Annotated in this window: 18 protein-coding genes; 12 read left to right on the top strand and 6 right to left on the bottom strand. The window is 71.1% G+C overall.

Annotated elements, in window-relative coordinates; genetic code table 11:
• Nucleotides 1-80: 80 nt before the first annotated feature.
• Nucleotides 81-1,130: a hypothetical protein gene (locus AC0VYL_RS20520; protein WP_475481179.1), complete on the top strand. Its 1,050-nt coding sequence runs from the start codon at nt 81-83 to the stop codon at nt 1,128-1,130.
• Nucleotides 1,131-1,254: 124 nt separating this feature from the next.
• Here AC0VYL_RS20520 and AC0VYL_RS20515 read toward each other — a convergent pair whose 3' ends face one another.
• Complete coding sequence (locus tag AC0VYL_RS20515; RefSeq protein ID WP_475481178.1) at nt 1,255-2,562, bottom strand: helix-turn-helix domain-containing protein; 1,308 nt, start codon at nt 2,560-2,562, stop codon at nt 1,255-1,257.
• A 307-nt stretch (nt 2,563-2,869) separates the two neighbouring features.
• Between AC0VYL_RS20515 and AC0VYL_RS20510 the strand changes: the two genes are divergently transcribed.
• The gene (locus AC0VYL_RS20510; RefSeq protein ID WP_475481177.1) at nt 2,870-3,916 is read left to right on the top strand and encodes a hypothetical protein; all 1,047 of its coding nucleotides are present in this window, start codon (nt 2,870-2,872) and stop codon (nt 3,914-3,916) included.
• Nucleotide 3,917: 1 nt separating this feature from the next.
• Here AC0VYL_RS20510 and AC0VYL_RS20505 read toward each other — a convergent pair whose 3' ends face one another.
• Nucleotides 3,918-4,241 carry a DMT family transporter gene (locus AC0VYL_RS20505; protein ID WP_475455174.1) on the bottom strand — a complete coding sequence of 108 codons (324 nt, stop codon included), beginning with the start codon at nt 4,239-4,241 and terminating at the stop codon, nt 3,918-3,920.
• A 137-nt stretch (nt 4,242-4,378) separates the two neighbouring features.
• Between AC0VYL_RS20505 and AC0VYL_RS20500 the strand changes: the two genes are divergently transcribed.
• Nucleotides 4,379-4,744: a DMT family transporter gene (locus tag AC0VYL_RS20500; RefSeq protein ID WP_475481176.1), complete on the top strand. Its 366-nt coding sequence runs from the start codon at nt 4,379-4,381 to the stop codon at nt 4,742-4,744.
• A 43-nt stretch (nt 4,745-4,787) separates the two neighbouring features.
• On the top strand, nt 4,788-5,360 hold the full coding sequence (locus AC0VYL_RS20495) for a TetR/AcrR family transcriptional regulator (protein WP_475481175.1): 573 nt from the start codon (nt 4,788-4,790) through the stop codon (nt 5,358-5,360).
• A 14-nt stretch (nt 5,361-5,374) separates the two neighbouring features.
• Here AC0VYL_RS20495 and AC0VYL_RS20490 read toward each other — a convergent pair whose 3' ends face one another.
• Nucleotides 5,375-6,583, bottom strand: coding sequence for an ROK family transcriptional regulator (locus AC0VYL_RS20490; protein ID WP_475455168.1), 1,209 nt, complete (start codon nt 6,581-6,583; stop codon nt 5,375-5,377).
• A gap of 173 nt (nt 6,584-6,756) precedes the next feature.
• On the opposite strand from AC0VYL_RS20490, the gene AC0VYL_RS20485 reads away from it, so the two are divergent.
• The 3 genes from AC0VYL_RS20485 to AC0VYL_RS20475 all read left to right on the top strand — a co-directional run bounded on the left by AC0VYL_RS20485 (nt 6,757) and on the right by AC0VYL_RS20475 (nt 9,920).
• Entirely contained in the window at nt 6,757-8,121 is a 1,365-nt protein-coding gene (locus AC0VYL_RS20485) for an extracellular solute-binding protein (RefSeq protein WP_475481174.1), read from the top strand.
• A 60-nt stretch (nt 8,122-8,181) separates the two neighbouring features.
• Nucleotides 8,182-9,018, top strand: coding sequence for a carbohydrate ABC transporter permease (locus AC0VYL_RS20480; protein ID WP_475481173.1), 837 nt, complete (start codon nt 8,182-8,184; stop codon nt 9,016-9,018).
• A 68-nt stretch (nt 9,019-9,086) separates the two neighbouring features.
• Nucleotides 9,087-9,920, top strand: coding sequence for a carbohydrate ABC transporter permease (locus AC0VYL_RS20475; RefSeq protein ID WP_475483550.1), 834 nt, complete (start codon nt 9,087-9,089; stop codon nt 9,918-9,920).
• Nucleotides 9,921-9,983: 63 nt separating this feature from the next.
• On the opposite strand, the gene AC0VYL_RS20470 is transcribed toward AC0VYL_RS20475, so the two are convergent.
• Complete coding sequence (locus AC0VYL_RS20470) at nt 9,984-13,055, bottom strand: alpha-mannosidase (RefSeq protein WP_475481172.1); 3,072 nt, start codon at nt 13,053-13,055, stop codon at nt 9,984-9,986.
• A gap of 344 nt (nt 13,056-13,399) precedes the next feature.
• Between AC0VYL_RS20470 and AC0VYL_RS20465 the strand changes: the two genes are divergently transcribed.
• Complete coding sequence (locus AC0VYL_RS20465) at nt 13,400-14,155, top strand: ABC transporter ATP-binding protein (protein ID WP_475481171.1); 756 nt, start codon at nt 13,400-13,402, stop codon at nt 14,153-14,155.
• Nucleotides 14,149-16,668, top strand: a complete 2,520-nt coding sequence (locus AC0VYL_RS20460) for an FtsX-like permease family protein (protein WP_475481170.1) — start codon at nt 14,149-14,151, stop codon at nt 16,666-16,668. Before AC0VYL_RS20465 ends, AC0VYL_RS20460 begins: the two co-directional genes overlap by 7 nt.
• Nucleotides 16,669-16,726: 58 nt before the next feature.
• On the opposite strand, the gene AC0VYL_RS20455 is transcribed toward AC0VYL_RS20460, so the two are convergent.
• Both AC0VYL_RS20455 and AC0VYL_RS20450 read right to left on the bottom strand, forming a co-directional pair.
• The gene (locus AC0VYL_RS20455; RefSeq protein ID WP_475455156.1) at nt 16,727-17,398 is read right to left on the bottom strand and encodes a response regulator; all 672 of its coding nucleotides are present in this window, start codon (nt 17,396-17,398) and stop codon (nt 16,727-16,729) included.
• 25 nt (nt 17,399-17,423) lie between these two features.
• Entirely contained in the window at nt 17,424-19,016 is a 1,593-nt protein-coding gene (locus AC0VYL_RS20450) for a sensor histidine kinase (protein WP_475481169.1), read from the bottom strand.
• Between the two features lie 296 nt (nt 19,017-19,312).
• On the opposite strand from AC0VYL_RS20450, the gene AC0VYL_RS20445 reads away from it, so the two are divergent.
• From AC0VYL_RS20445 to AC0VYL_RS20435, 3 genes are all read left to right on the top strand, one after another.
• A complete protein-coding gene (locus tag AC0VYL_RS20445; RefSeq protein ID WP_475455152.1) occupies nt 19,313-20,005 on the top strand; it encodes a GntR family transcriptional regulator in 693 nt (230 codons plus the stop codon).
• Nucleotides 20,006-20,150: 145 nt separating this feature from the next.
• Nucleotides 20,151-21,500: an MFS transporter gene (locus tag AC0VYL_RS20440; protein ID WP_475455150.1), complete on the top strand. Its 1,350-nt coding sequence runs from the start codon at nt 20,151-20,153 to the stop codon at nt 21,498-21,500.
• Nucleotides 21,497-22,429: an ornithine cyclodeaminase family protein gene (locus AC0VYL_RS20435; protein ID WP_475481168.1), complete on the top strand. Its 933-nt coding sequence runs from the start codon at nt 21,497-21,499 to the stop codon at nt 22,427-22,429. The genes AC0VYL_RS20440 and AC0VYL_RS20435 overlap by 4 nt, the downstream gene beginning before the upstream one ends.
• Nucleotides 22,430-22,758: the final 329 nt, after the last annotated feature.

The raw sequence follows: 22,758 nt of genomic DNA, 5'->3' as shown, positions 1-22,758 counted from the left end.
GGGTGGTCCTGTACCTGACCATCAGCTGGTGGGCCCTGGTGCTGGCACCGCCTCTGGCGCTCATCGGGGTGCTCGTCCTCATGCTCAGCAGCACCAAGGCGGCGACCCCCGGGGAGACGGTTCGCCCACCGGACCCGTTCGTGGAGGGCGGACCGAAGAACACCCGGATCAAGGCGGCCCTGGCACCCAGCCGGGACAGGGAGTACCCGTTCGTCCTCTCCGCCATGGTCTGGTGGAAGTGGGTGGGGGAACCGGACCATCGGTTGCGCAACCCCGAAGGCCTAGCCAGACAGGTCATTGTGGAACAGGCTCGACGGGTGAGCGAGGGATACCAGCCCGAGCAGTACGACATGGCGCTACACCAAGTCACAGCCACGCTCGGGGTGGCCTCCCACGGGTTCGGTGGGGTCGTCGAGGTGTGGGCGGAGGACGTCACGCTCTCGCTCTCGGAGGAGGACGAGACTCGGCTGGCCCGTATCGCCAAGGCCCGGAAGGAGAGCGTCCTGTGGGAGGTGGAGCGCTCGGTGGAGTCCGCGAAACGCAGGTACTACGCGGACGACGTGCTGGCGACACCGGGCAGTGCGATCGTGTGGGACCTGGTGCGTGGTGACGCTGACGTCAACCGCACCCATGGACTGATAGAGGTGCTCACCCGGGTTGCAGAGGCCTCCAAAGGCGCCGACCCTGCGGACCTCCTGGATCGGCTGAGGGTGGCTTCGCCCGAGTCGTTCACCTTCCTCAACGGCACCGAACCGGGTGGCCGCTTATCGGACGACTCCGTCTGGAAGTCGCCGGAGGACCGGGTCTGGGTGGATGAGGTGACGATCGGAACGGTCCAGGGTGAGGTGACGAGTGTGGGAGCGGCGAGGGGAGGGATCGACGATGCGGTTGGGGTCCTCATGGAACTGGTCGACGGGATCGAGAGCGAGGACGTTCGAATCCAGCTCGTGGACAGATTGATCAAGGCATTCGAGTTGGGTTCGCTGAACGAGATCTCCGAGCTGATCCGCCGCCGTCACCCGCTGGAGCCCGAGGGCGAAGAGGACGGCGAAGAGGCCCCTGTCGTGGGCCTCACGTACCTCGCGCCGGAGGCGGTTCCCTCGCCCAACGGCAACGGGGCGCCCTTCTGATCACGACTCACCCCTGAACGAGCGCGGGACCGTGCCCGGGGAGCCCCCCGGGCACGGTCTCCGCCCTCTCCTCTCCTCCGCTGGCACGCTCCCCGCCCCGACTCGGGGCGGGGAGCGTGCTGTGTCAGACCGTGCTCAGAGCGGTGAGGAGACGCGGGGAGAGCTCCCGCACGGATCGGTGGCCGTGGTATCGCGCCAGGGTCTGGTGGAGGCGGCGCAGGTCCAAACGGACGGTGGCCGAGTCCATCCTCGGCGCTGCGGTCAGGAGTTCGGTGGCAATGGTGCAGGACTGCTCCACCTCCCCGGACAGGGCGTGCGCGAGCGCGCGGCGCACCCCGAACCGGGTCCGCGCCCGGATCGCGTTCTGGGACAGCGACGCGCACTCTCGGTCCAAAAGTTCGGCAGCCTCCGCAACACGGCCCAGATCGACCAGGCACCAGCCCCGAGTCACCCCCACCGGGTCGCCGACGTGCCGAGATCCCAGAACTTCCGGGTCCCCTTCCCCACCACTCTTGTTTTCCACCTCGTCGGCGGCGAGGTGTTCACGGGATCGCTCCAGGGATCGTTCGCAGGACACCAAGTCACCGATCAGGGCGTGCCCCTGCGCTTCCTGTTGGGCAGCGAGCCCGAGCACACGGAACGACGTCTCAGGCGCGCGCTGGGCGCGCTGGGCCAACGCGACGGTCTGCGGGCCATCATGGGCGTACATGGTCAGTAGAGCCCGGCGCACCAAGGCGTACTCGCCCATCTCGGCGTCGCCACCGGCTCCGGCCAGGGACACGGCGGTGTCGGTCCACCACTGAGCCCAACGGTCAGACCCGCTCTCCTGGGCCATCCATCCGGTGTACTCGGCGAACCGCGCAGCTAGTCGCAGCACCGCGTCGCGTTGACTAGGGGGAGCGGACCTCGCCAGTTGGCGGAGGGCGTTGGTCTGGACTACGGCGATGGGGAACACCATCGACGGGGCGACACGCTGCCCCATGGTCCTGAGTTCGCCCAACTGGGCACGGAAACTGTCGAGTGCGGGTTCGGCGTCGGTGTGCCCTCGCTGGGAGGTGCCACTCGTTCCGGTGGCACCTCCCAGACCCGCTCCCAGCACGGTCAGGGCGCTGAGGGAGAGGGCGGTTCGACGGTCCATTCCGGCGAAACCCGTCTCGCCGTCCGGGGTCATGCTCATGAGCCATACCTCCTGGTCTACCGTGGGAGGCTCCGCCTGGGCGGCTCGTGTCTCGGTGGTTCCGGGGGCGAGTGCTGCGAGCTCTCCGTCTGCTCCGAGAGCCGTGTCGCAGGCCCTTACCAGGTCCTGGGAGGGCTTCTTCGCCCCGGTCTCCACCTTGCTCAGGTGACTCTTGCTGAAGTGAACTCTCCGGTTGAGGTCCTCAAGGGTCATCCCGGCATCCTGCCGACGTCGGCGGAGCTCGGCACCGAACATTCTTGTCACCTCACGGGGGGTTGGGCGGATGTGTTCCGGTGCCAGCCAGCAGTGGCGGAGGGAAACGACCCGACGACACCGGTCGGACACAGGCGTCATATCCGACGGGCCGGGCCGGGAAACAGGTCCCGGGAGGAACTCTGTCCCGAGCGGGGACCGCCGGTCCTGAAAGCGGAGGAGTGGGCCCGAAGCGGGCCTGGGCCGGGCTCCGACTCGGCGTTGGTGACGCGTTCACGCCGGTTCTCGGGCACACTGGCCTGAGGAACCTTCCCGTCCAGCCCCTTGCCCCCGCACGAGGAGACACCCCGTGGCCACCTTCGCCCGTATCCGCCTCGCGGCGGTCATCGTGGTGTTGATCGTCCCCGCGGTGCTGTTTCCGCTGGTCGGGGAATGGACTCTGCTGTGGTTGCCCTTCACGATGGCGCTGTTGGGCGTGGTCCTGGCGCGCCCGGACCTGCTGGTGACGGCGGCGGAGCTGGTGACCGGCCGGGCCGGGGAGGCTGAGCGGCGGGAGGAGACCGACGTGCGAGGCTCTGGGGACGAACTCCGTGACCGCTCGGACCAGGGGGACGAGCCCGCGCCCGTCGAGGCGCCGCGCGGTCAGAGCGGGACCCTCGGTGTCCGCACGCGTCGGATCGATCTCCCGAGCGCGATGGACGACTACGCCTTCGGCTTCTCCGCGCTCGTGCACTGGCGATGGGCCCACCGGGTCGACCTGAGCCTGCGCAACCCGGCGGGCCCGGCGGTCCGCTCGGTCGTGCTGCGGGCCCGCGAACTCCTGCGCGACACGCACCCTGAGGACCGCGCGGTGGCCGAGAGCGAGCTGGAGTCGGCCTTCGCGGTGGAGGAACCGGTCGCCGGGGGCACGATCCAGGTGTGGGCGGAGAACGTCCGTCTGGAGCTGGAGGACGAGGACGAGGAGCGCCTCGGCCGCATGGCCCACCTGCGTAAGGACCGTGCGCTGTGGGCCGCCGAGCACGAGGCCGCGCGGATGCGCGAAGCGATGACCGGCGGCCCCGGCCCCGGGCCTGAGCTCGACCTGGAACCGGAGCCGAGGTTCCCCGTCCCGTCGCACGATCTGTCCGACCTGCTGGAGGAGCCCGAGCCCGTCCCCACCGCCGGCAGCGGGGTGGACGAGGAGGGCTACGAGAGCTACTGGTGGCCCGCCGAGGAGGACGTGGACGAGGGCGGCATGGAGCAGGACGTCCAGGTCGCCATCCTGCGCGGGCTCATCGACTCCGTCGAGGGGGAGAGCGAGCGCGCCGCGTTCGTCCGCGAGCAGGTGGAGATCCTGGAGCGGAGCGGCTTCCCGGACGTCGCCGAGCGCATCCAGTCGGTCTACCCCGAGCAGTAGGTCACCCGCCGAGTTCGAGCGCCAGGACCCCGGCCACGGTCAGCACGACCCCGGCGACCTGGACGCGGGTGATCCGGTCGCGCAGCGCGAACACCCCGATGAGCGTGACGGCCACGATGCCCACGGCCGCCCACACGGCGTAGGCCACGCCCAGCCCGATCCCCTCCTCCAGGGCGAGGGCGAACAGGTAGTAGGCGCCAACGATGGTCACCACGGTGACCGCGGTGGGCGCGGGCCGGGTGAAGCCGTCCGAGTAGCGGCTGGCGATCGCGCCCACGACCTCCAGGGCGATCGTTCCGGCGAGGAAGAGATAGGCGAGGGACACGGGTTCTCCTGAGGTTCTCCGACTCAACAACTTGAACGATGGTTCAAGTAGATCTAGTGTCAGAGTACACACCTATCTGAACGATAGTTCAAGTAGTTGGCCGCGCGGGCGCGGCCGACCGAACGAGGGGAACGAACATGGCCTGGCTCTACCTGGCGGCGGCACTCCTGACCGAGATGGTCGGCGCCACCGCCACCGGCCTCTCCGAGGGATTCACCCACCCGGTCGCGGTCCTGGTGGCCGTCCCGGCCGTCCTGGTCGCCTACTTCATGCTCGCGCTCGCACTCAAGCGGGGCATGGCCGTGGGCGTCGCCTACGGCCTCTGGACGTCCTCCGGGGTGGCGATCGTCGCGGTCATCGGTCTGGTGCTGCTCGGCGACGAACTCACCGCGATACAGGTCGGGGGACTGGCACTCGTGATAGCCGGAGCCCTCGCCCTGGAACTGGGCCGGGCCCGCACGAGCCCGGAGCCCGAGGTCCCCAGGGAGCACAGCCGGGCCTGAACCCGCTGGTATCGTCGCCGCCAGAGCACTGACGGGGGAGATCGTGAGCGGCACGACGGAGCGGGTCGACGGACGACGGGCCCGGGGCGAGCGCAGGCGTGAGGAGATCATCGCCGCGACGCTCCGGGTCGTGGAACGCGACGGCGTCGCCGGGGTCACCCACCGGGCGGTCGCCCGGGAGGCGGACGTCCCGGCCAGCTCCGCCGTCTACTACTTCAAGACCATGGACGACCTGCTGGTCGCCGCGCTGACCGCCGCCTCGGACGCCTACATCGACCAGCTCACGGCCCTCCAGGAGCCCGGACGGGACGCGGCGCGGGCCGTCGCGGGACTGGCCCGGGTGATCTCAGGAGCCGGTGGTGAGGGCCGCGCCCGGGCCCTGGCCGAGCGTGAGCTCAACCTGTTGGCCGCCCGTCGCCCGGCCCTGCGCCCGGTGGCGCGGAGATGGCGCGAGGCGGTGTCGGAGGTGGCCCGGCAACAGGGTGTCGACGAACTGACCGTCCGCCGCTTCGCCGCCACCGCCGACGGCCTGTGCGCCAGGATCCTGCTCGGGGACGAGGACCTCACCGAGGACCGAGTGGCCGAGATCCTCCGCCACGCCCTGCGTGAGGACTGACTCCGGACCCCGGCTCACACGCTGGTGACCTCGGGCGCGTACGCCGAGTGCAGTACCAGCGCGGCCGCGCCGATCGCGCCGACGTCCTCGCCGATGCTCGACGTCTCCACCCGCACCCGCCGCATGGAACGGGCGATCGAGCGCTCCGAGACCGCGTCGAGCAGCGCGGTGCCGTACAGCTCCCCGACGTGCGACATACCCCAGCCGCCGAGCACCACCAACGGCACGTCGACCAGGTTGAGCAGGGTGGTCGCGGCCTGGCCGAGGCGGCGACCGGCGGCGGACACCACTTCCAGGGCCACGGGGTCGCCGGCGTGCGCCTCACGGCACACCCTGCGGTACGCGGCGACCGTACGGGCCTGCCCGCGTTCGAAGTCCGCCGTGCCCTCGCCCCGGCGCCTGGCCGCGTCCGAGGCGACCGCGTGCGGCGCGACGTAGGTCTCCAGGCAGCCCCGGTTCCCGCACGGGCACTCCGGCCCGCGCGGGTCCACCGTCACGTGGCCGATCTCGGCGGCGTTCAGGGTGGCGCCGCGGTAGACCCGGCCGTCCAGGACGAGCCCGCCGCCCACCCCGGTCCCCACGTACACGAGGGCCATGTCCGAGGACCGCTCCTCGCCGCCGGACCAGCGCTCACCGATGGTGGCGGCCGTGGCGTCGTTGTCGAGGACCACCTTCAGGCCGGTGCCCTCCGCCAGTGCCTCACGCAGCGGCACCGATCTCCAGCCGGGCAGGTGGGGCGGGGTGACGGCGCCGCCCTCGGTGTCGAGCGGGCCGGGCGTGGCCACCCCGAGCCCGAGGATGCGGTCGGGGACGTTCGCCTCCGCCACGATGGCGCGCACCGACCTGCTGAGGGCGTCGATCACCCTCTGCGGCCCCTGCGACGTGGGGGTGCGCCGACGGCTCCGCGCCACGACCCGTCCGGCCAGGTCCGTGACGACGAGCGTGGTGGAGGCCGGGTCGATGTGCATCCCGACCGCGTAGTAGGCGCCGGCGTTCAGCCGGAGCACCGTCGCCGGTTTGCCTCCGCGCGAGGTGGCGCGGCCGTCTTCCAGGACCAGCCCGTCCTCCAGGAGCCTGCGCACGATGTTGGACACCGTCTGGGCGGTCAGGCCGGTCTGCTCGGCCAGTTCCACCCGGCTGATCCCGTCGGAGCGGCGCACGGCGTCGAGCACCCTGCTCTGGTTGAGCCCGCCCAGCCACAGCAGGTTGGTGCTTGTGCGCATACGCCGATTCCCTCCGCCCGATCGGGCCGCTGACTGACCACATGAGGGTAACCGCCCCGGAAGAGCCCACTTCACCCATTGTCTTTATCCAAGGTTTTTAGTAAGCAAGTGATGTGAGTCACGTGTCGGGGGCTTCGGGTGCCCGGCACCCCACTTCTGCGCGAGGGGCCACGATGAGGAGAAACCGACGGAACACCATCCGTGCGGCGGTCGCCGTCCCGCTCCTGGCGCTGGTCGCCTCGGGCTGCTCGACCGGCGCCGACCGGGACGAGGACACGGTCCGGGTCGTCTACCAGAAGTTCGGCACCTTCATCGCGATGGACTCGCTGATGCGCCAGGTCAAGGAGGACTTCGAGGACGCCAACCCCGGCGTCACCGTCGAACTCAACGCCATCGAGGCCCAGGCCGAGGACTACCAGACCCAGGTCAACCTCATGAACGGCTCGCCCAGCGAGGCACCGGACCTGATCTACCAGGACACGTTCACCATCAACCAGGACGCCGACGCCGGATACCTGATGCAACTCGACGACCGCTTCGATGCCTGGGACGAACGCGACCAGTACAGCGACCAGGAGGCGGTGGCGGTCACCTCGCTGGACGGACAGCGCTACGGAGTGATGCTCGGCACCGACGTGCGCGGCCTCTGGTACAACACCGAACTGCTCGAACAGGCCGGGGTCGACACCCCCTGGACACCGGCCACCTGGGACGACGTCCTCGACACGGCCCGCACCGTCCGGGCCGAACTCGGAGACGACGTGGTCCCGCTCAACGTCTACTCGGGTACCCCCGCCGGTGAGATGGCCTCCCTCCAGGGCTTCCAGATGCTGCTCAGCGGCACCGAGGGCGCCCTCTTCGACGACGCGTCGGAACAGTGGGTCACCGGCAGCACCGGGTTCACCGACTCCCTCGGGTTCGTCCGGACCCTCTACGAGGAGGACCTCACCCTCGATCCCCAGGACGCCCTGGACGCCAACGTCGGCACGGTCAACAACGAGGAGCGCTTCCCTTCCGGAGGGATGGCGATCAGCCTGGAGGGCTCCTGGGCCACCCAGTCCTGGATCGAGGAGGCCAACCAGCCCTGGCCCGAGTGGGAGGAGGTCATGGAGTTCACCCCGATGCCCACCCAGAACGGTCAGGGAGCCGGGGCCACCAGCATGTCCGGTGGCTGGGCGCTTTCCATGGGCGCCAACGCCACCGACCCCGACCTCGCCTGGGAGGTGATGACGTACGCGCTCAACCAGGAGAACGGCGTCAAGTTCGCTGTGGAGGGCGGTCAGATCCCGGTTCGCGCGGACGTCGCGGAGGACCCGGCCTTCCTGGAGGAGTCCTCGAAGGCCGAGGAGTTCGCCTCCCTGGTCGACATCACCGGCTTCCGCCCCGCCTACAGCGAGTATCCGAGGATCTCGCTGGCCGTCCAGGAGGCCATGGAGAGCGTGATGCTCGACCAGGCCACCCCGGAGGAGGCCGCCGCGGTCTACGCCGAAGAGGTGGAGGGCATCGTCGGTCCCGACAACGTCACGACGGGTTCCTGACCGGTGGCCACCATCGGGTCCCGCCGACCCGTGGCCCGGGCGGCGCGGTGGGCCGTTCCGATGGCCCCGGCCCTGTTCCTGCTCCTGGCCTTCTTCGCGGGGCCCATCCTGTGGACGGTGTGGGCCTCCCTCACCAACGCGGCCCTGACCGGGGCCCAGGCCGCGCAGACCGAGTTCGTGGGGTTCGACAACTTCACCCAGCTGCTGTCCGACCCCCGGTTCCGGGCCGCCACCGTCCTCACCGTCGTCTTCCTGGTGGGCTGCGTGTTCGGGCAGACCGTGCTGGGCCTCACCCTGGCCCTGCTGCTCCAGAACCGCAACGGGGCGGTCCGCGCCACCGTGGGCGCGATCGTGGTGGGCGCGTGGGTGGTTCCGGAGGTCGTGGCCGGGTTCGTCTGGTACGCGTTCCTCGAACGGGAGGGCACCCTCAACACGGTCCTGGGCTGGATCGGTGCCGGGTCCCAGAACTGGCTGTTCGCCGCCCCGCTGCTGGCGGTGGTGCTGGCCAACGTCTGGAAGGGAACCGCCTTCTCGATGATGACCTACTCGGCGGGGCTGTCGGAGGTCCCCGAGGACCTGAAGGAGGCGGCGCGGGTGGATGGAGCCTCCGGCTTCCAGGTGCTGTGGCACGTCGTCATCCCGCTCCTGCGCCGGACCCTGGCCACCACCCTGCTGCTCATCACGCTCCAGACCGTCCAGGTCTTCACCCTGATCTTCGTGATGACCTCCGGCGGTCCGGGCTCCCGGAGCACCACGCTCCCCCTGCTGATGTACCAGGAGGCACTGCGCATGGGAGACCTCGGATACGGCACCGCCATCGCGTTGGCGCTGCTCGTGGTCGCCGGACTGTTCTCGATCGTCTACGTGTGGATGCTCCGGAAGGAGGAGAGCCGGTGAGTGACCATCCCAGCCGTGGCCGAGGGCCCGCGAAGCGGAGCCGGAACACCGGTCGGCGGACGCGCGCCGTGGTCAGTGCCCCGAGCCGGGCCGCGGGCGGCTTCCTCGCCTACCTCGTCCTCGGCGTTCTGGCGGTGCTCTTCCTGGTCCCGATGCTGTGGATGGTCTTCGCGTCGGTGGACCCCGAACCCTCGCTGCGCGCCACCCCGCCCTCGGGGTTCACGCTGGACCACTTCACGGCGATCATGACCCCGGAGGTCGTCTACCTGCCGATCTGGAACAGCATCCTGACCTGCGGGGGAGCCGCGCTCATCACCGCCGTGTGCTCGATGCTGGCCGCCTACCCGCTCTCCCGGTACAACCTCCGGTTCAGGAAGCCGTTCCTGTACACGGTGCTGTTCGCCACCGGACTGCCCGTCACGGCCATCATGGTGCCGGTCTACGGGATGTTCGTGCAGGCCAACCTGTTGAACTCGCTGGTGGCGACGACACTGTTCCTGGCCGCCAGCACACTGCCCTTCGGGATCTGGCTGACCAAGAACTTCATCGACGGCATCCCCCTCGCCCTGGAGGAGGCCGCCTGGGTGGACGGGGCCTCGGCCTGGCAGTCGATCCGCTACCTGGTGGCCCCGCTGCTGGCCCCGGGGCTGGCGGTGGTCGCGATCTTCACGCTCGTCACCACCTGGGGCAACTTCTTCGTCCCGTTCATCCTGCTCACGAGCCCGGACAAGATGCCGGCGGCGGTCCGCGTGTTCACCTTCTTCGGCCAGTACGGATCCGTGCGGTACGGCGAGCTCGCCGCGTACTCACTGCTCTACACGGTTCCCGTCGTCGTGCTGTACATGGCCGTCTCGCGGGCGCTGGGCGGCCGGTTCGCCCTGGGCGGTGCGGTCAAGGGATAGCCGGGTCGGCGTCGGGGGCCGGGGTCCGGACTCGGGACGGCGAGCCCGGACCCCGGGGTCGGGTCAGCGCTCGAAGCGCAGGGTCAGGATCTGGAAGGGCCGCAGTGCGGCCGACACCCGCAGGGTTCCCCGCCCGTCCGGGGCGGTGGTCGTGAGCAGTTCCGGTGCCTCCTCGTACTCCTCCTCCAGCAGGTTCACGGCGCGCACCCCCGAGGCCGGGAAGCCGGTGCTCACCGCCGCCCGCGCACGACCTCCTCGGGCCTCGTACAGGCGCACCACCACGTCGCCGGAGCGGTCGTCGGCGAGCTTGACCGACTCCACCACCACACCGGGGTCGTCCACCGCCACCAACGGCTCGACCACGACGTCTCCGGGCACCTCCCGGACCGGCAGGTTGATCCGGTAGCCCTCACGCACCGCGTCCTCGATCTCCGCTCCCGGGGCCAGGGCGTACCGGAACCGGTGTTCGCCCTGGTCGGTGTCGGGGTCGGGGAAGCGCGGCGCGCGCAGCAGCGACAGCCGGACCGTGGTCGTGGTGCCGCCGTCGCTCCGGACGTCCCGGGTGACGTCGTGCCCGTAGGTGGAGTCGTTGAGCACCGCCACCCCGTAGCCGGGCTCCGCGACGTGTACCCAGCGGTGGGCGCAGATCTCGAACCTGGCCGTGTCCCAGGAGGTGTTGGTGTGCGCGGGACGCCGGACGTGGCCGAACTGGATCTCCGACGACGACTCGTGCGCGCGCACGTCCAACGGGAAGGCGGCCTTGAGGAACTTCTCCCGCTCGTGCCAGTCCACGACCGTCTCCACGTCCAGGCGCCTCGCTCCGGGCGCCAGGGAGATCACCTGGACCACCGAGGAGTCCCCGAAGGAACGGGTGACGCGCAGGGCGGCGACGCCCGAACCGGGCTGTTCGGGTTCGACGGAGTCGGCCCGGGTGAGGTCCTCGGTGGTGTTGCGGTAGAACTCGTCCACGTCCCAGGCGTCCCACTGGTTGGGCAGGTCCTGGTGGACCTGGAGCAGGTTGCCCGGCTGGCCCGGGGCGAGCACCTCCCGTCCCTCCGACTCTCCGACCCTGTCCAGGACCGAGGTGACCAGACCCCGTTCGTCCACCCGGACCGTCAGCAGCCCGTTGTCCAGGACGAACCCGCCCGGAGCCTCCAGGTCCGGGCCGAGTGAGGCGTGGCCGGGGGCCGCCGTCCGCTCCCGGGGGAGGGCGCCCAGGGCCGGAACACCGTCGCGCTCGTGCGGGGTGGGGTTGAAGACCACGCCACCCCCGCCGGTCCCGCCACCGGCCAGGGCCTCCTGCGCTCCCGCGATGATCTCCCGGAGTTCCTCCGCGACCCGCGCGTACGTCTCCGCCGCCTCGCGGTGCACCCAGGCGATGGAGCTGCCGGGCAGGATGTCGTGGAACTGGTTGAGCAGGACCGTCCGCCAGACCTCCTCGATCCGTTCGTGGGGGTAGGGGGCACCCACCCGTACCGAGGCCGTGGCCGCCCACAGCTCGGCCTCACGCAGCAGGTGCTCCGAACGCCGGTTGCCCTGCTTGGTCGCGGTCTGGCTGGTGTACGTGCCCCGGTGGAACTCCAGGTAGAGCTCCCCCCACCACACCGGGGCGTCCGCGTACTCCTCGTGTGCCTTGGCGAAGAACCGCTCCGGGTGCTCGATCTCCACCGTGGGCGAGCCCTCCAGGTCGCGCAGACGCGCCGCGCGGGCCAGCATCTCCCGGGTGGGGCCGCCACCCCCGTCCCCGTGACCGAAGGGCACGAGGGAACGCGACGCGCCCCCCTTGTCCCGGAAGTTGCGAGAGGCGTGCGCGAGCTCGGCGCCGGTGAGCTCGGCGTTGTAGGTGTCCACCGGCGGGAAGTGGGTGAACACGCGGGTGCCGTCCAGCCCCTCCCACCAGAAGGTGTGGTGGGGGAACTGGTTGACCTGGCTCCAGGAGATCTTCTGGGTGAGGAACCAGCGCGACCCGGACAGCCGCACGAGCTGGGGGAGGGCGGCGGAGTAGCCGAAGGAGTCGGGCAGCCACACCTCCTGGGTGTCCACGCCCAGTTCGTCGCGGAAGAAGCGCTTGCCGAAGACGAACTGGCGTGCCAACGCCTCCGACCCGGGCATGTTGGTGTCGGACTCCACCCACATGCCGCCGACCGGGACGAACCGTCCGGCCTCGGCGGCCCGCACCACCCTTGAGAACACCTCCGGGCGGTGCTCCTTGAGCCAGGCCCACTGCTGGGCCTGCGACATCGCGAACACGAACTCCGGGTGGTCGTCCATCAGAGCCACCACGTTCGCACTGGTCCGCACGACCTTGCGGACGGTCTCGCGCAGCGGCCAGAGCCAGGCGGAGTCGATGTGCGCGTGCCCGACCGCGGACACCCGGTGGGCGCTGGCCGAGGCGGGGGAGCGCAGCGCCGGGGCCAGCACGCCCCGCGCCCGCTCCGCCGTGCCGGGGACGTCCTGGAGGTCGAGGGCGTCGAGGGTGCGGCCCAGGGTGCGCAGCAGCTCCCAGCGGCGGGGGTCACCGGTGTCGAGTTCACGCATGAGACCGCCCGCGACCTCCAGGTCGAGGGCGAGCTCCCACACCTGGCGCTCGAAGACGGCCACGTCGGCGCGGACCAGCCGGTACAGGGGGCGGTCTTCGGGGCCGCACCCGGAGCCCAGTTCGGTCCGCTGGAACGGGGGGTCACCGAGGATGACCGGGTTGGCGGCCGCCTCCACGTGGAACTCGACGGTCTCGCCGCCGCTCACGGGGGCGCCGACCGGAATCCAGGCGTTGCGGGGGTTGAGGCCCTTGACCACGGTCCCGTCAGCGAGGTGGACCAGCCCCTCGCACTGGAAACCGGGCATGGCGTCGTCGAAGCCGAGGTCGACCACGGCCTCCACGGTCCTGCCCGCCCACTCGTCGGGGACCCGACCGCGCAGCCGGAACCAGGTGGTGCCCCAGGCCGGGCCCCACGCGTCGCCCACCCGCGCGGGTTCGTGGGGCGCACCGATGCCCTCCTCGGCGGGGACCGGTTCCCCGGGCGCGTCCCAGCGGGCCACCTCCAGGGGGATCGACGTCGTGTACACCGCGGGCCAGACGCGTTCCCTCAGGACGCGGTCCAGTCGTGCCTCGGTCAGCCGCCGGTCGTCGTGCACGGTGGGTCTCCGTTCGGTCGTCCCCTGGCAGATGCCGCGTACATTGCCAGCGCGGCGGCACTTCGTCAATGCTTTGGACGAAGTCCGTTCCGCGGGTGTCGGCCACGGGACCTCGCGGGCGTCGACGCGCCCGTCCAGCGGGCTTCCGGGGGCCGCGGTGGTGCCGATCCGATGATTCGTCGACTGGATCGACTGGTGTCGGCGGGTGTTCCCGTAGCAGCGCGACCCGACTTCCACCCCTGTCGTTGGTCAGGGGGCCACCCCGTCGGTCGTCAGTGTTGGCGCGGGGGTGCCGATTCCTAGCGTGGATTCCGGATGGTTGGACACGTGGGGGAAGGAACCGGATGAGCAGCACGCCGACCGAACGGCGCGACGCGGTACTCCAGGCGAGTGAACTCGTACGGCGGTACGGAGCGGGGGAGGCCGCCGTCACCGCGGTGGCGGGGGTGAGCCTCACCTTCGAGGCCTCACAGTTCACCGCGATCATGGGGCCGTCCGGCTCGGGGAAGTCCACGCTCATGAACCTGTTGGCCGGGCTGGACAGCCCGACTTCGGGACGGGTGCTGGTGGAGGGTCGGGACCTGTCCCGACTCGACGACCGGGGGCTGACCCGGCTACGGCGCGAACGGATCGGTTTCGTCTTCCAGTCCTTCAACCTGTTGCCGGCCCTCACCGCCGAGCAGAACATCCTGCTGCCGCTCAGACTCGCCGGGCGGAGACCGGACCGCACCCACCTGGACGAAGTGGTGCGCACCCTGCGGATCGGCGATCGGCTGCGCCACAGACCGGCGGAGCTCTCCGGCGGGCAACAGCAGCGGGTCGCCATCGCTCGCGCCCTGCTCACCCGGCCCGCGGTGCTCTTCGCCGACGAACCCACGGGTGCCCTGGACGTCAGCACCGGACGGGAACTGCTCGCACTCCTCCGCGCCGCCAGTACCGAACTCGGTCGGACCATCGTCATGGTCACCCACGATCCGATCGCCGCGACCTACGCCGACCGGGTCCTGACGATGTCCGACGGTGTCCTGCGGGACACCCTGGAACGACCCACGACCCCGGAGGTCCTCACCGCCATGGCCCGAACGGAGCACCCGTGTTGAATCTGGCCTGGGCGCAGATCCGCTCCCATCCCGCCCGACTCCTCGCCGTCCTGCTGGCGGTCGTGCTCGGCACCCTGTTCCTGGCGGCCACCGCGGTGTTCTCCTCGACCTCGGCGGCCGGACTGCGTGCGGTGGCCGCCGCTCCGCTGACCGTCGCGGACGTGGTCGTGGACCGGGACCCGGAGGCGGTCGACCCCGGGCCGGACTGGGCCTCGGCCGTCGCGGAGCACCCCCACGTCGAGACCGTCACGGAGGTCCACGCACGAACCGTGCAGGTCGCCACCGACGACCTGCGCGGGACCGCGAACGTCTACGGGCTCGCGGACGATCCGGGTCTGCGCTGGTTCGACCTGGCCGAGGGCGACTGGCCCGTCAGCAGGCACGAGGTCGTGGCCGACACCGACACCCTGGAGTCGCTCGGACTCCGTGTGGGGGACACCGTACGGGTCTCCGGCAACCGGACCAACGGTTCCGAGGGGGACGCGCAGGGCGAGGAGGGGGAACGACCCGCCGGTGAGCACACGGTCACGGTGACGGGCAGCGTCGACCTGGACTTCCAGCCGCTGACCGGTGTGCGGTACACGTTCTACGCCCCCGAGGCGTACTTCGCCGGAGACAGCCCCCTCACGGTGCTGGCCGGTGTGGCCCAGGGGGTCAGCGCGGGGGAGGCGGTGACCTCCCTGACCGCCGCGCTGTCCCCGGAGCTGCACGTGATGACCGCCGAGGAACAGGCCCGGCTGGCCGCCGACCGTTTCGCGGGCGGTTCCCAGCAGCTCGATCTCATCCTGCTCGCGTGCGCGCTCATGGCGCTGCTCGCGGCGGCCATGGTCATCGCCAACACCTTCACGATCCTGCTCTCCCAACGCCGCCGTGACACCGCCCTGCTGCGCCTGGTGGGAGCGGACCACGGACAGGTGCGCGCGCTGGTCGTCGCGGAGGCCCTGATCATCGGATGCGCCGGCTCCCTGATCGGGCTCGGCGCGGGGATCGCGGTCGGGTACACGGGGGCCTCCCTGGCCGGACTGGCCGGGGACGGTCCGCACCTCAGCCCGCTCCTTCTGGCCGGTTGCGTGATCATCGGCGTGGGCACCACCGTGGCCGCGGCCTGGGCCCCGGCACGGGGGGCCGCCGACACCGCCCCGGCCGAGGCCCTGCGGTCGGCACCTCTGGACGGCGCGGTGCGCTTCCGTGCGACACACGCACTGGGAACCGTGCTCGCTCTGTTCGGGGTGGGGGCCATGGTCGCCGGGGCACGGGTGGAGTCCCTGCCCCTGGCCCTCGGCGGGGGCTTCGCCGGAGCGGTCGGCGTCCTCATGGCACTGCGCTATCCGATCTCCCGACTGCTCCGTCTGGCGCATCGGCCGCTGCGGCGGATGGGCGGCGTGGCCGACCTGGCCGGGGCCAACCTCCGGCGCGACACCGGCCGGGCAGCCACCGCCACACTCGCGCTCGTCCTGGGGCTCGGACTGATCTCCGCGCTCACCACGGCCGCGGCCACGGGCCGGGCCACCATCGACGGCGACCTGGACTCCCGCTATCCGGTGGACGTCAGTGCCAGAGTCGACGAAGGGTCGGTGTCCCCGGGCACCGTGGAGCGGGTGCGGGAGATCGAGGGTCTGGAGTACGTGGAGTCCCCTCGGACCGCCCAGTTGGAGATCGAGGGCCTGGACCGGGTCACCGTGGTCGGTGTCTCCCCGCGGCTCGCTGAGGCCACGGGCTCCGAGGCGCTCCTGGATGCCGCCGCGGGCACCGACGCCGGGTTCGGCCCGGGCCAGCACCCGGCCATGTTGGTCTCCGGGGATCAACTGGAGGCGCTTGACGCCACACCGGGGGAGAGCGTCGAACTCGGAGTGGACGGCGCCGCGCGAACCTTCACCGTGTACCCGTCCGCCCTGGCCACCGCCTCCGGCGCGGCCGCCCCGGTGGTGCTGGTGGAGGCCCTGGAGGACATGGCGCGGGGGACCGCCAGGGGCATGGTGTGGGGTGTGTCGGCACCGGGGACGGACCGCGACCACCTCGCTGACCAGATGGACCTGGTCGCCGGGGCCGACCCGGAGGTCTCACTCGGCGGGGCGCTCAGTGAGCGCGGTGACCTCACGGAGGTCCTCGATCTCCTGGTCGCCCTGGCCTTGGTGATGCTGCTGGTCACGGTGGTGATCTCGGCTCTGGGGGTGGCCAACACCCTGAGCCTGTCGGTCCTGGAGAGAACCCGTGAGGTGGCCCTGCTGAGAGCCCTGGGGCTGAGCAGGGCCGGGCTGTGCGGCACGCTCGCCGTCGAGGCCGTGGTGATCTGCCAGCTCGGGGCTGCGCTGGGGGTGATTCTCGGTGTGCCCTTCGGGTTGGCCGGGGTGGACGCGATCGTCGGTGGGACCGCACCCCTGGTGGTGTCCGTTCCCTGGCGCGAACTGGGGCTGGTCCTGGCCGCTGCCCTCGCTATCGGGGTGCTCGCGACCCTGGCCCCCGCTGTCCGTGCCGCACGTGTCGCTCCGGCCGAGGGCCTGACCCGTGAGTGAGCCAGCGACCGAAGGCGGGCGAGGGACCGTGACCACACCGACCCGAAAAGAAGCGGAACTACCCGGAGCCCTCCGGACCGGGCTCCCTCAGACCGGCCTCGTGCGCGACCGCCGCGGCCTCCACCCTGTTGCGTACCCCCAGACGGCGAAGGATGGTGCTCACGTGGCCCTTCACCGTCCCCTCCACCATGTAGAGCCGCCTGCCGATGTCGCCGTTGGAGAGTCCCGTGGTCAGGAGGGCGAGCACCTCGTGCTCCCGAGCGGTCAATCCGGCCAGGCGTTCGCGGGCGCGCAACCGGGCCGTGGAGCGTTCGTGGGTGAGGCCGTCGAGAACCCGGCGGGCCACCTTGGGGGAGAGGAAGGCGCCCCCGTCCGCCACCGCACGCACCCCCAGCAACAGCTCCCGGGGGTCGCCGGTCTTCAGCAGGAACCCGTCCACCCCGCCGTCGAGGGCCCGCACCATGTACTCCTCCTCGCCGAAGGTGGTCAGGATGACCACGCCGACCCCTGGCACGGCTCGGCGGATCTCCTCCGCCACCTCCAGTCCGTTCATCCCCGGCATGCGGATGTCGACCAGAGCCACGTCCGGCCGATGGGACCAGGCCAGCTCCACCCCCTCGCGGCCACTGGCGGCCTCGGCCACCACCTCGATCTCCGGGTCGTTGCCGAGTACCGCCCGCACCCCCGCACGGACCATCGCCTCGTCGTCGACCAACAGAACCCTGATCACACTCCGACCTCCCCGGACTCCTCCGTCACCACGGCAGCAACTCGACCGAGACCAGTGTCTCCGAGTCGAAGCAGAGCCGGTATCTGTCGTCATCACCTGAGACCAGGTCCGAGCTGGAGCGGTAGTAGCGGCACTCCTGCCCCTCGGGCTCCTCGGGCCAGGTATCGGGTGTGAGGGTTCCCGGGTGGACCTCGCGCTCGGGGAGCAGGGCCTCCACCGCGGCCCGTTCCTGACCGGGACGCAACCGCTCGAACACCTTCCGGTCGAGGGTGGAGCTCGCGGCCTCGTGCATGGTGAACGCCAGGAGCAGGCCGTACCCCACCATCGCCATGAGGACCGGAACCATCACGATCGTGCTGATCGCCCACAGGGTGCGGCGACGTATGAGGCGATGCAGGCGTGCCTCTCCCGTGTCGGGGGTGACATCTCCGGGGCCCGCGAAGCGACCCGTTCCCGTGTGGAACGGGACGTCGCCATCCACGAACCCACCCCCGGAATCCGCGCTGTTCCCGTCCCTGGCGTCGTCCGTCCCGTCACCGGTCGGGCCCGCCGCGTGGACTTCACGCCCCGGGAAGGCTCCGTCTCCGGTGACGCCCTCGCCGCCGAGCGGGGTCGGCTCCTCCACCGGCAGTCGGGCCGACACCACCCAGTGGCCGCCCTCGGGGCCGGCCGTCACCTCGCCCCCGGCCAGGCGCACCCGTTCCCGCAGTCCCACCAGGCCACTGCCGGTACCGGGGGCCCGGCGCGGGGTCGTGTCCCTTCGAGGCAGCGGATTGGTCACCGTCACCCGCACACCGCCCCCGTCGGGTGCGTGGTGCAGGACCACCCGTGGGTCCGTGCCGGGGGCGTGCTTGGCGGCGTTGGTCAGCGCCTCCTGCACCACCCGGTACAGCGCCCGGTCCGACATCACGGACAGGTCGGTGCGGCTGCCCTCCCGCTCCAGGGTCACGCGCAGCCCGGCCTCGCGCGAGCGCTCGACCAGTTCGGTGACGCCGTCGCCCAACGGCGCCAGGGGCGCGGACTCGGTGTCGGCGCGCAGGACCCCGACCGCGACCATGAGTTGTTCCGCCGCCCTCCCGGCCGCCTCCCTCAGCTGACCGGCCTGGACCCTGCGCTCCTCCGGCAGGTCCGGCGCCGTCTCCATCGCCCCCGCGCCCAGGGTGAGCAGGCTCAGCTGGTGCCCGACGGCGTCGTGCAGGTCGCGGGCGATCCGTGAGCGCTCGCGCATCCGTGCCCGCTCGGCCATCAGCCGCCATTCCCGGTCCAGGGTCCGAGCCCGTTCCCAACCCGCCCTTTCCAGGGCGGAGGTACTGCGCAGGTACAGGCCCAGCAGCCACGGCAGGACCACGGCGAACGCGGCCAGGACCCCGCCGGTCACCCACATGCCCACGGGGTGGCCGCCGAACACCAGTAGCCCCACCCCGAGCAGGCCCACCACGGTGAACGCGCATCCGGCCACCCGTGGGTCACGGGACAGCCGCCCGGTGAGCAGGGCTGGCGCGGGTACGGCCATCACCAGAAGCGGCCATTTCGGGGTCAGGGCCAGCAGAAGGAGCACGGTGGTCAGGGCCAGGTGACCCACGGGCGCGCGGAGGGGACGGAGACGGAGAGGGCGCATGATTGGGAACGTAACCCGCGGGGCGCGGCCGTGTCCCCTGTCGAAAGTCAGGGTCGCACCATTGCTGGTGGCAGTGCCGGTCCGGTCAGCGCGGCGGGCTCCCTCGTTCGGTCCTCCCCGCAGCTCGACCCACCTCACCCCGGCGCCACCGCGGCCGCCGCGCGGTCGTCCCGTGACCCTCCGTGTCGTACTTCCCACTTCTTCCGTGCGTGCCGGGAGCGGACTTTCGAGGGGATCGGGCCCGGGCGCGTGGCATCCTGGGACGACGCAGTCCGGTCTGGGAGGAACAACAACACATGAGCATCGACGCGTCGCGGGACCGCTCGCGGCCGGTCCTCGGTTCGCTCACGGAGCACGCCAGCCTGCGCGCCCGGGTGACCGACGTCCTGCGTGAGGCCATGATCGCCGGGGAGCTCGAACCCGGTGTCGTCTACTCGGCCCCGGTCCTGGCCGAACGCCTCGGTGTGTCCGCGACCCCGGTACGCGAGGCCATGATGGAGCTGACCCAGGAGGGACTCGTGGAGACCCTCCGGCACCGGGGGTACCGCGTGGTGGAGTTCGGCGACGTCGCGCTGGACGAGCTCATCGAACTCCGCGCGCTCATCGAGGTCCCCACGGTCGGCCGGGTCGCCGCGATCGCCACCGCCGAACAGATCGCCGCGCTGCGTCCGCTCGCGGACCGGTTGACGGAGACCGCCGAGACAGGGCAGCTGCGCGAGTTCATCGCCAACGACATGGCCTTCCACCTCCAGATGCTGTCCATCGCGGGCAACCAGAAGCTGGTGGACGAGGTGCGCAGGCTCCGGGGGATGTCGCGGCTGTCGGCGCTGCGGGGTCTCTACGAGGAGGGTCGTCTGGTCGACACCGCGCAGGAGCACCACGCCTTGCTGGATCGCCTCGAAGCCGGTGACACAGCGGGTTCCGAGGCCCTCATGCGCCACCACCTCGGCCATGTCCGGGGGGTCTGGGCGGGCCGCGCGGAGGTCTGACGCAGGGCGGGGCGGAACACGAACCAGATAGCTGAGCTGCGTCGATTAGGTCACGGGCCTTGATTCGGTGAGGGTGCAATTGTACGTTGCACAAGTTCCCATCTTGAGGCCCCTCTTCGTCGGGCCCTGATCCGAGGAGTTGTGAGTGGCCTCGCAGCACTCGGTGGTCGGTAAACCGGCCACCAACCGCCGTGTACTCTTTGGCAGCCTCAGCGGCAGCGCGATCGAGTGGTTCGATTTCTTCCTCTACGCCACCGCCGCGGCGCTCATCTTCGACAAGCAGTTCTTCCCCAACGACGACCCCGTGATCTCGTTGATGCTGTCGTACCTGACCCTGTCGCTCACCTTCTTCATCCGGCCGTTCGGCGGGATCGTCTTCTCCCACATCGGTGACCGGATCGGGCGCAAGAAGACCCTCGTCATCACCCTGTCGCTCATGGGCGGCGCCACCGTGGCGATCGGCCTGCTGCCCACCTACGACCAGGTCGGCCTCCTCGCCCCCGTCCTGCTGATCCTGTGCCGGATCATCCAGGGCCTCGCGATCGGCGGCGAGTGGGGCGGCGCCCTGCTGCTCGCCTACGAGTACGCCCCGGAGAACCGCCGCGGCTTCTTCGGCTCGGTGCCCCAGACCGGCATCACCATCGGCATGCTCATGTCGACCGTCGCCTTCGGCCTGGTCAGCCTGCTCCCGGACGGTGCCTTCGAGGCCTGGGGCTGGCGTCTCCCGTTCGTCGCCAGCATCGTCCTCGTCTTCGTCGGCCTGTGGATCCGCAAGGGGCTGGCCGAGACCCCCGCCTTCCGTGAGGCCAAGGAGAGCGGCAACGTCGCCAAGCTGCCCATCCGGGACACGCTGCGCGACCACTGGCGCTCCGTCCTCGTGGCCGTCGGCGCCAAGGTCGTCGAGACCGCCCCGTTCTACATCTTCGCGACCTTCGTGGTCAGCTACGCCACCGGAACGCTCGACATCCAGCAGTCCGTGGTCCTCAACGCCGTCAGCGCCGGTGCGCTGGTCAGCACCCTCGGCATCCTGCTCATGGGTGCGCTCTCCGACCGCGTCGGCCGCCCGAAGGTCTACCTCGCGGGCACCCTGCTCATCGCCCTGTTCGCGGCGCCCTTCTTCATGCTGCTCGACCTCCAGATGAGCTGGGCCGTGTACGCGGCCGTCGTCATCGCCCTCGGTGTGGCCTGGCCCCCGGTCACCGCCACCCTCGGCACCCTCACCTCCGAGATCTTCACGACCCGTGTGCGCTACACCGGCGTGACCCTCGGCTACCAGATCGGCGCCGCCCTCGCCGGCGGCACCGCTCCGCTGCTGGCCACCTGGCTGCTGGCCCGCTTCGACGGTGCCTGGTGGCCGATCGCCACCTACCTGGTCGTCCTCGCCGTCATCTCCTTCGTCGCCGTCGCGTGCTCCGGCCTGGTCGTGCGCAAGGAGAGCGCCCTGATCGAGGCCCGTGAAACCGCCGCCAACGAGAACTCCAAGGTGTCCGCATGACCGAAACACACACCGGCCTGCCCTTCGTCAGCGCGGAGGAACTGCGCGAGCGGGTCGGCCCCAAGCGGGCGTTCGAGCTGATCGAGCGCGCCCTGCTCGACGGTTTCGACCCCTCGCGGGACCCGGCGCGGTCCCACGCCGGGGCCGGAGACGGCCACCTGCTGCTCATGCCCTCGACCCTGGGTGACTGGGTCGGCGTGAAGGTCGCGTCCGTGTCCCCGGACAACCCCGCGCGCGACCTGCCGCGCATCCAGGCCGTCTACATGCTGATGGACGCCCGGACCCTCACCCCGAGGGTGTTCGTCGACGGTGTCACTCTGACCTCCCTGCGCACCCCGGCCACCTCCGCCGTGGCGGCCGACCGCCTGGCCGCACCCGAGGCGTCCCGCCTCGTGGTGTTCGGCAGCGGCCCCCAGGCGGTCGAGCACGTCGTCGCGGTGGCGGGCATCCGCGAGCTCACCAGCGTCCGGATGGTCGGCCGTACCCCGCACCGTGTGGACGCCGCCGTCCAGGAGCTCGCTGAGCGCGGAATCACCGCCGAGACCGGCACTGAGGCCGACGTGGCCGAGGCCGACATCGTCGTGTGCGCCACCTCCGCCAAGGACCCGCTGTTCGACGGCTCCCTGGTCCGTGACGGCGCCTGCGTGGTGGCCATCGGATCGCACGAGGCCGACCGCCGCGAACTCGACGCCGCCCTGATGGGCCGTTCCCTCGTGGTGGTCGAGGAGAGCGACGCCGCCCTGCGCGAGTGCGGGGACGTCGTCATCGCCATCGAGGAGGGCACCCTCACCAAGGCGGACCTCGTCGGCATCGCCCCGCTCGTCCGGGGTGAGGTCACCCGCCGCACCGACCGGCCCAACGTCTTCAAGGGCTCCGGCATGTCGTGGGAGGACCTGGCCGTCGCCGTGGGTGTCGCGCCCACGCTCTGACCGGTCCGAGGGCGGACCAGTCGCCCGGGCCGGACCGTCCTGTCGGCCCGTGTGACACCGGGGCTCCGCACCGCGAGGCGACTCGCGGTGCGGAGCCCCTTCTCCATGGAGCACCCCGGCTATGGGACGCTCCGCCGTTCAGTAGCTGCCGTGCCCGACCTCCCACAGCAGGTCCCCGATCTCCCCCACCAGGGACTTCGGCGCCCCCAGCCGGACACCCTCCTCCGTGAAGGAGCGCTCCGCCTCGCGCACCGGTCGATCTGCGGCTCGGCCCGCCACGTGTCCCTGAGCATCCCCGCCGACGCGGGAACCCCCGTGCCGGACCGGGC

This window comes from Nocardiopsis sp. iso_238 (genome assembly GCF_056173325.1).
The sequence above is the reverse complement of the archived record's forward strand: the minus strand, read 5'-3'. Positions and strand labels throughout refer to the sequence as shown.

Coding starts and splice junctions, on each gene's coding strand:
- AC0VYL_RS20520 (WP_475481179.1), top strand. CDS start 81: ATGCTCAGCAGCACCAAGGCGGCGACCCCCGGGGAGACGGTTCGCCCA.
- AC0VYL_RS20515 (WP_475481178.1), bottom strand. CDS start 2,562: ATGTTCGGTGCCGAGCTCCGCCGACGTCGGCAGGATGCCGGGATGACC.
- AC0VYL_RS20500 (WP_475481176.1), top strand. CDS start 4,379: ATGGCCTGGCTCTACCTGGCGGCGGCACTCCTGACCGAGATGGTCGGC.
- AC0VYL_RS20490 (WP_475455168.1), bottom strand. CDS start 6,583: ATGCGCACAAGCACCAACCTGCTGTGGCTGGGCGGGCTCAACCAGAGC.
- AC0VYL_RS20485 (WP_475481174.1), top strand. CDS start 6,757: ATGAGGAGAAACCGACGGAACACCATCCGTGCGGCGGTCGCCGTCCCG.
- AC0VYL_RS20480 (WP_475481173.1), top strand. CDS start 8,182: ATGGCCCCGGCCCTGTTCCTGCTCCTGGCCTTCTTCGCGGGGCCCATC.
- AC0VYL_RS20465 (WP_475481171.1), top strand. CDS start 13,400: ATGAGCAGCACGCCGACCGAACGGCGCGACGCGGTACTCCAGGCGAGT.
- AC0VYL_RS20450 (WP_475481169.1), bottom strand. CDS start 19,016: ATGCGCCCTCTCCGTCTCCGTCCCCTCCGCGCGCCCGTGGGTCACCTG.
- AC0VYL_RS20445 (WP_475455152.1), top strand. CDS start 19,313: ATGAGCATCGACGCGTCGCGGGACCGCTCGCGGCCGGTCCTCGGTTCG.
- AC0VYL_RS20435 (WP_475481168.1), top strand. CDS start 21,497: ATGACCGAAACACACACCGGCCTGCCCTTCGTCAGCGCGGAGGAACTG.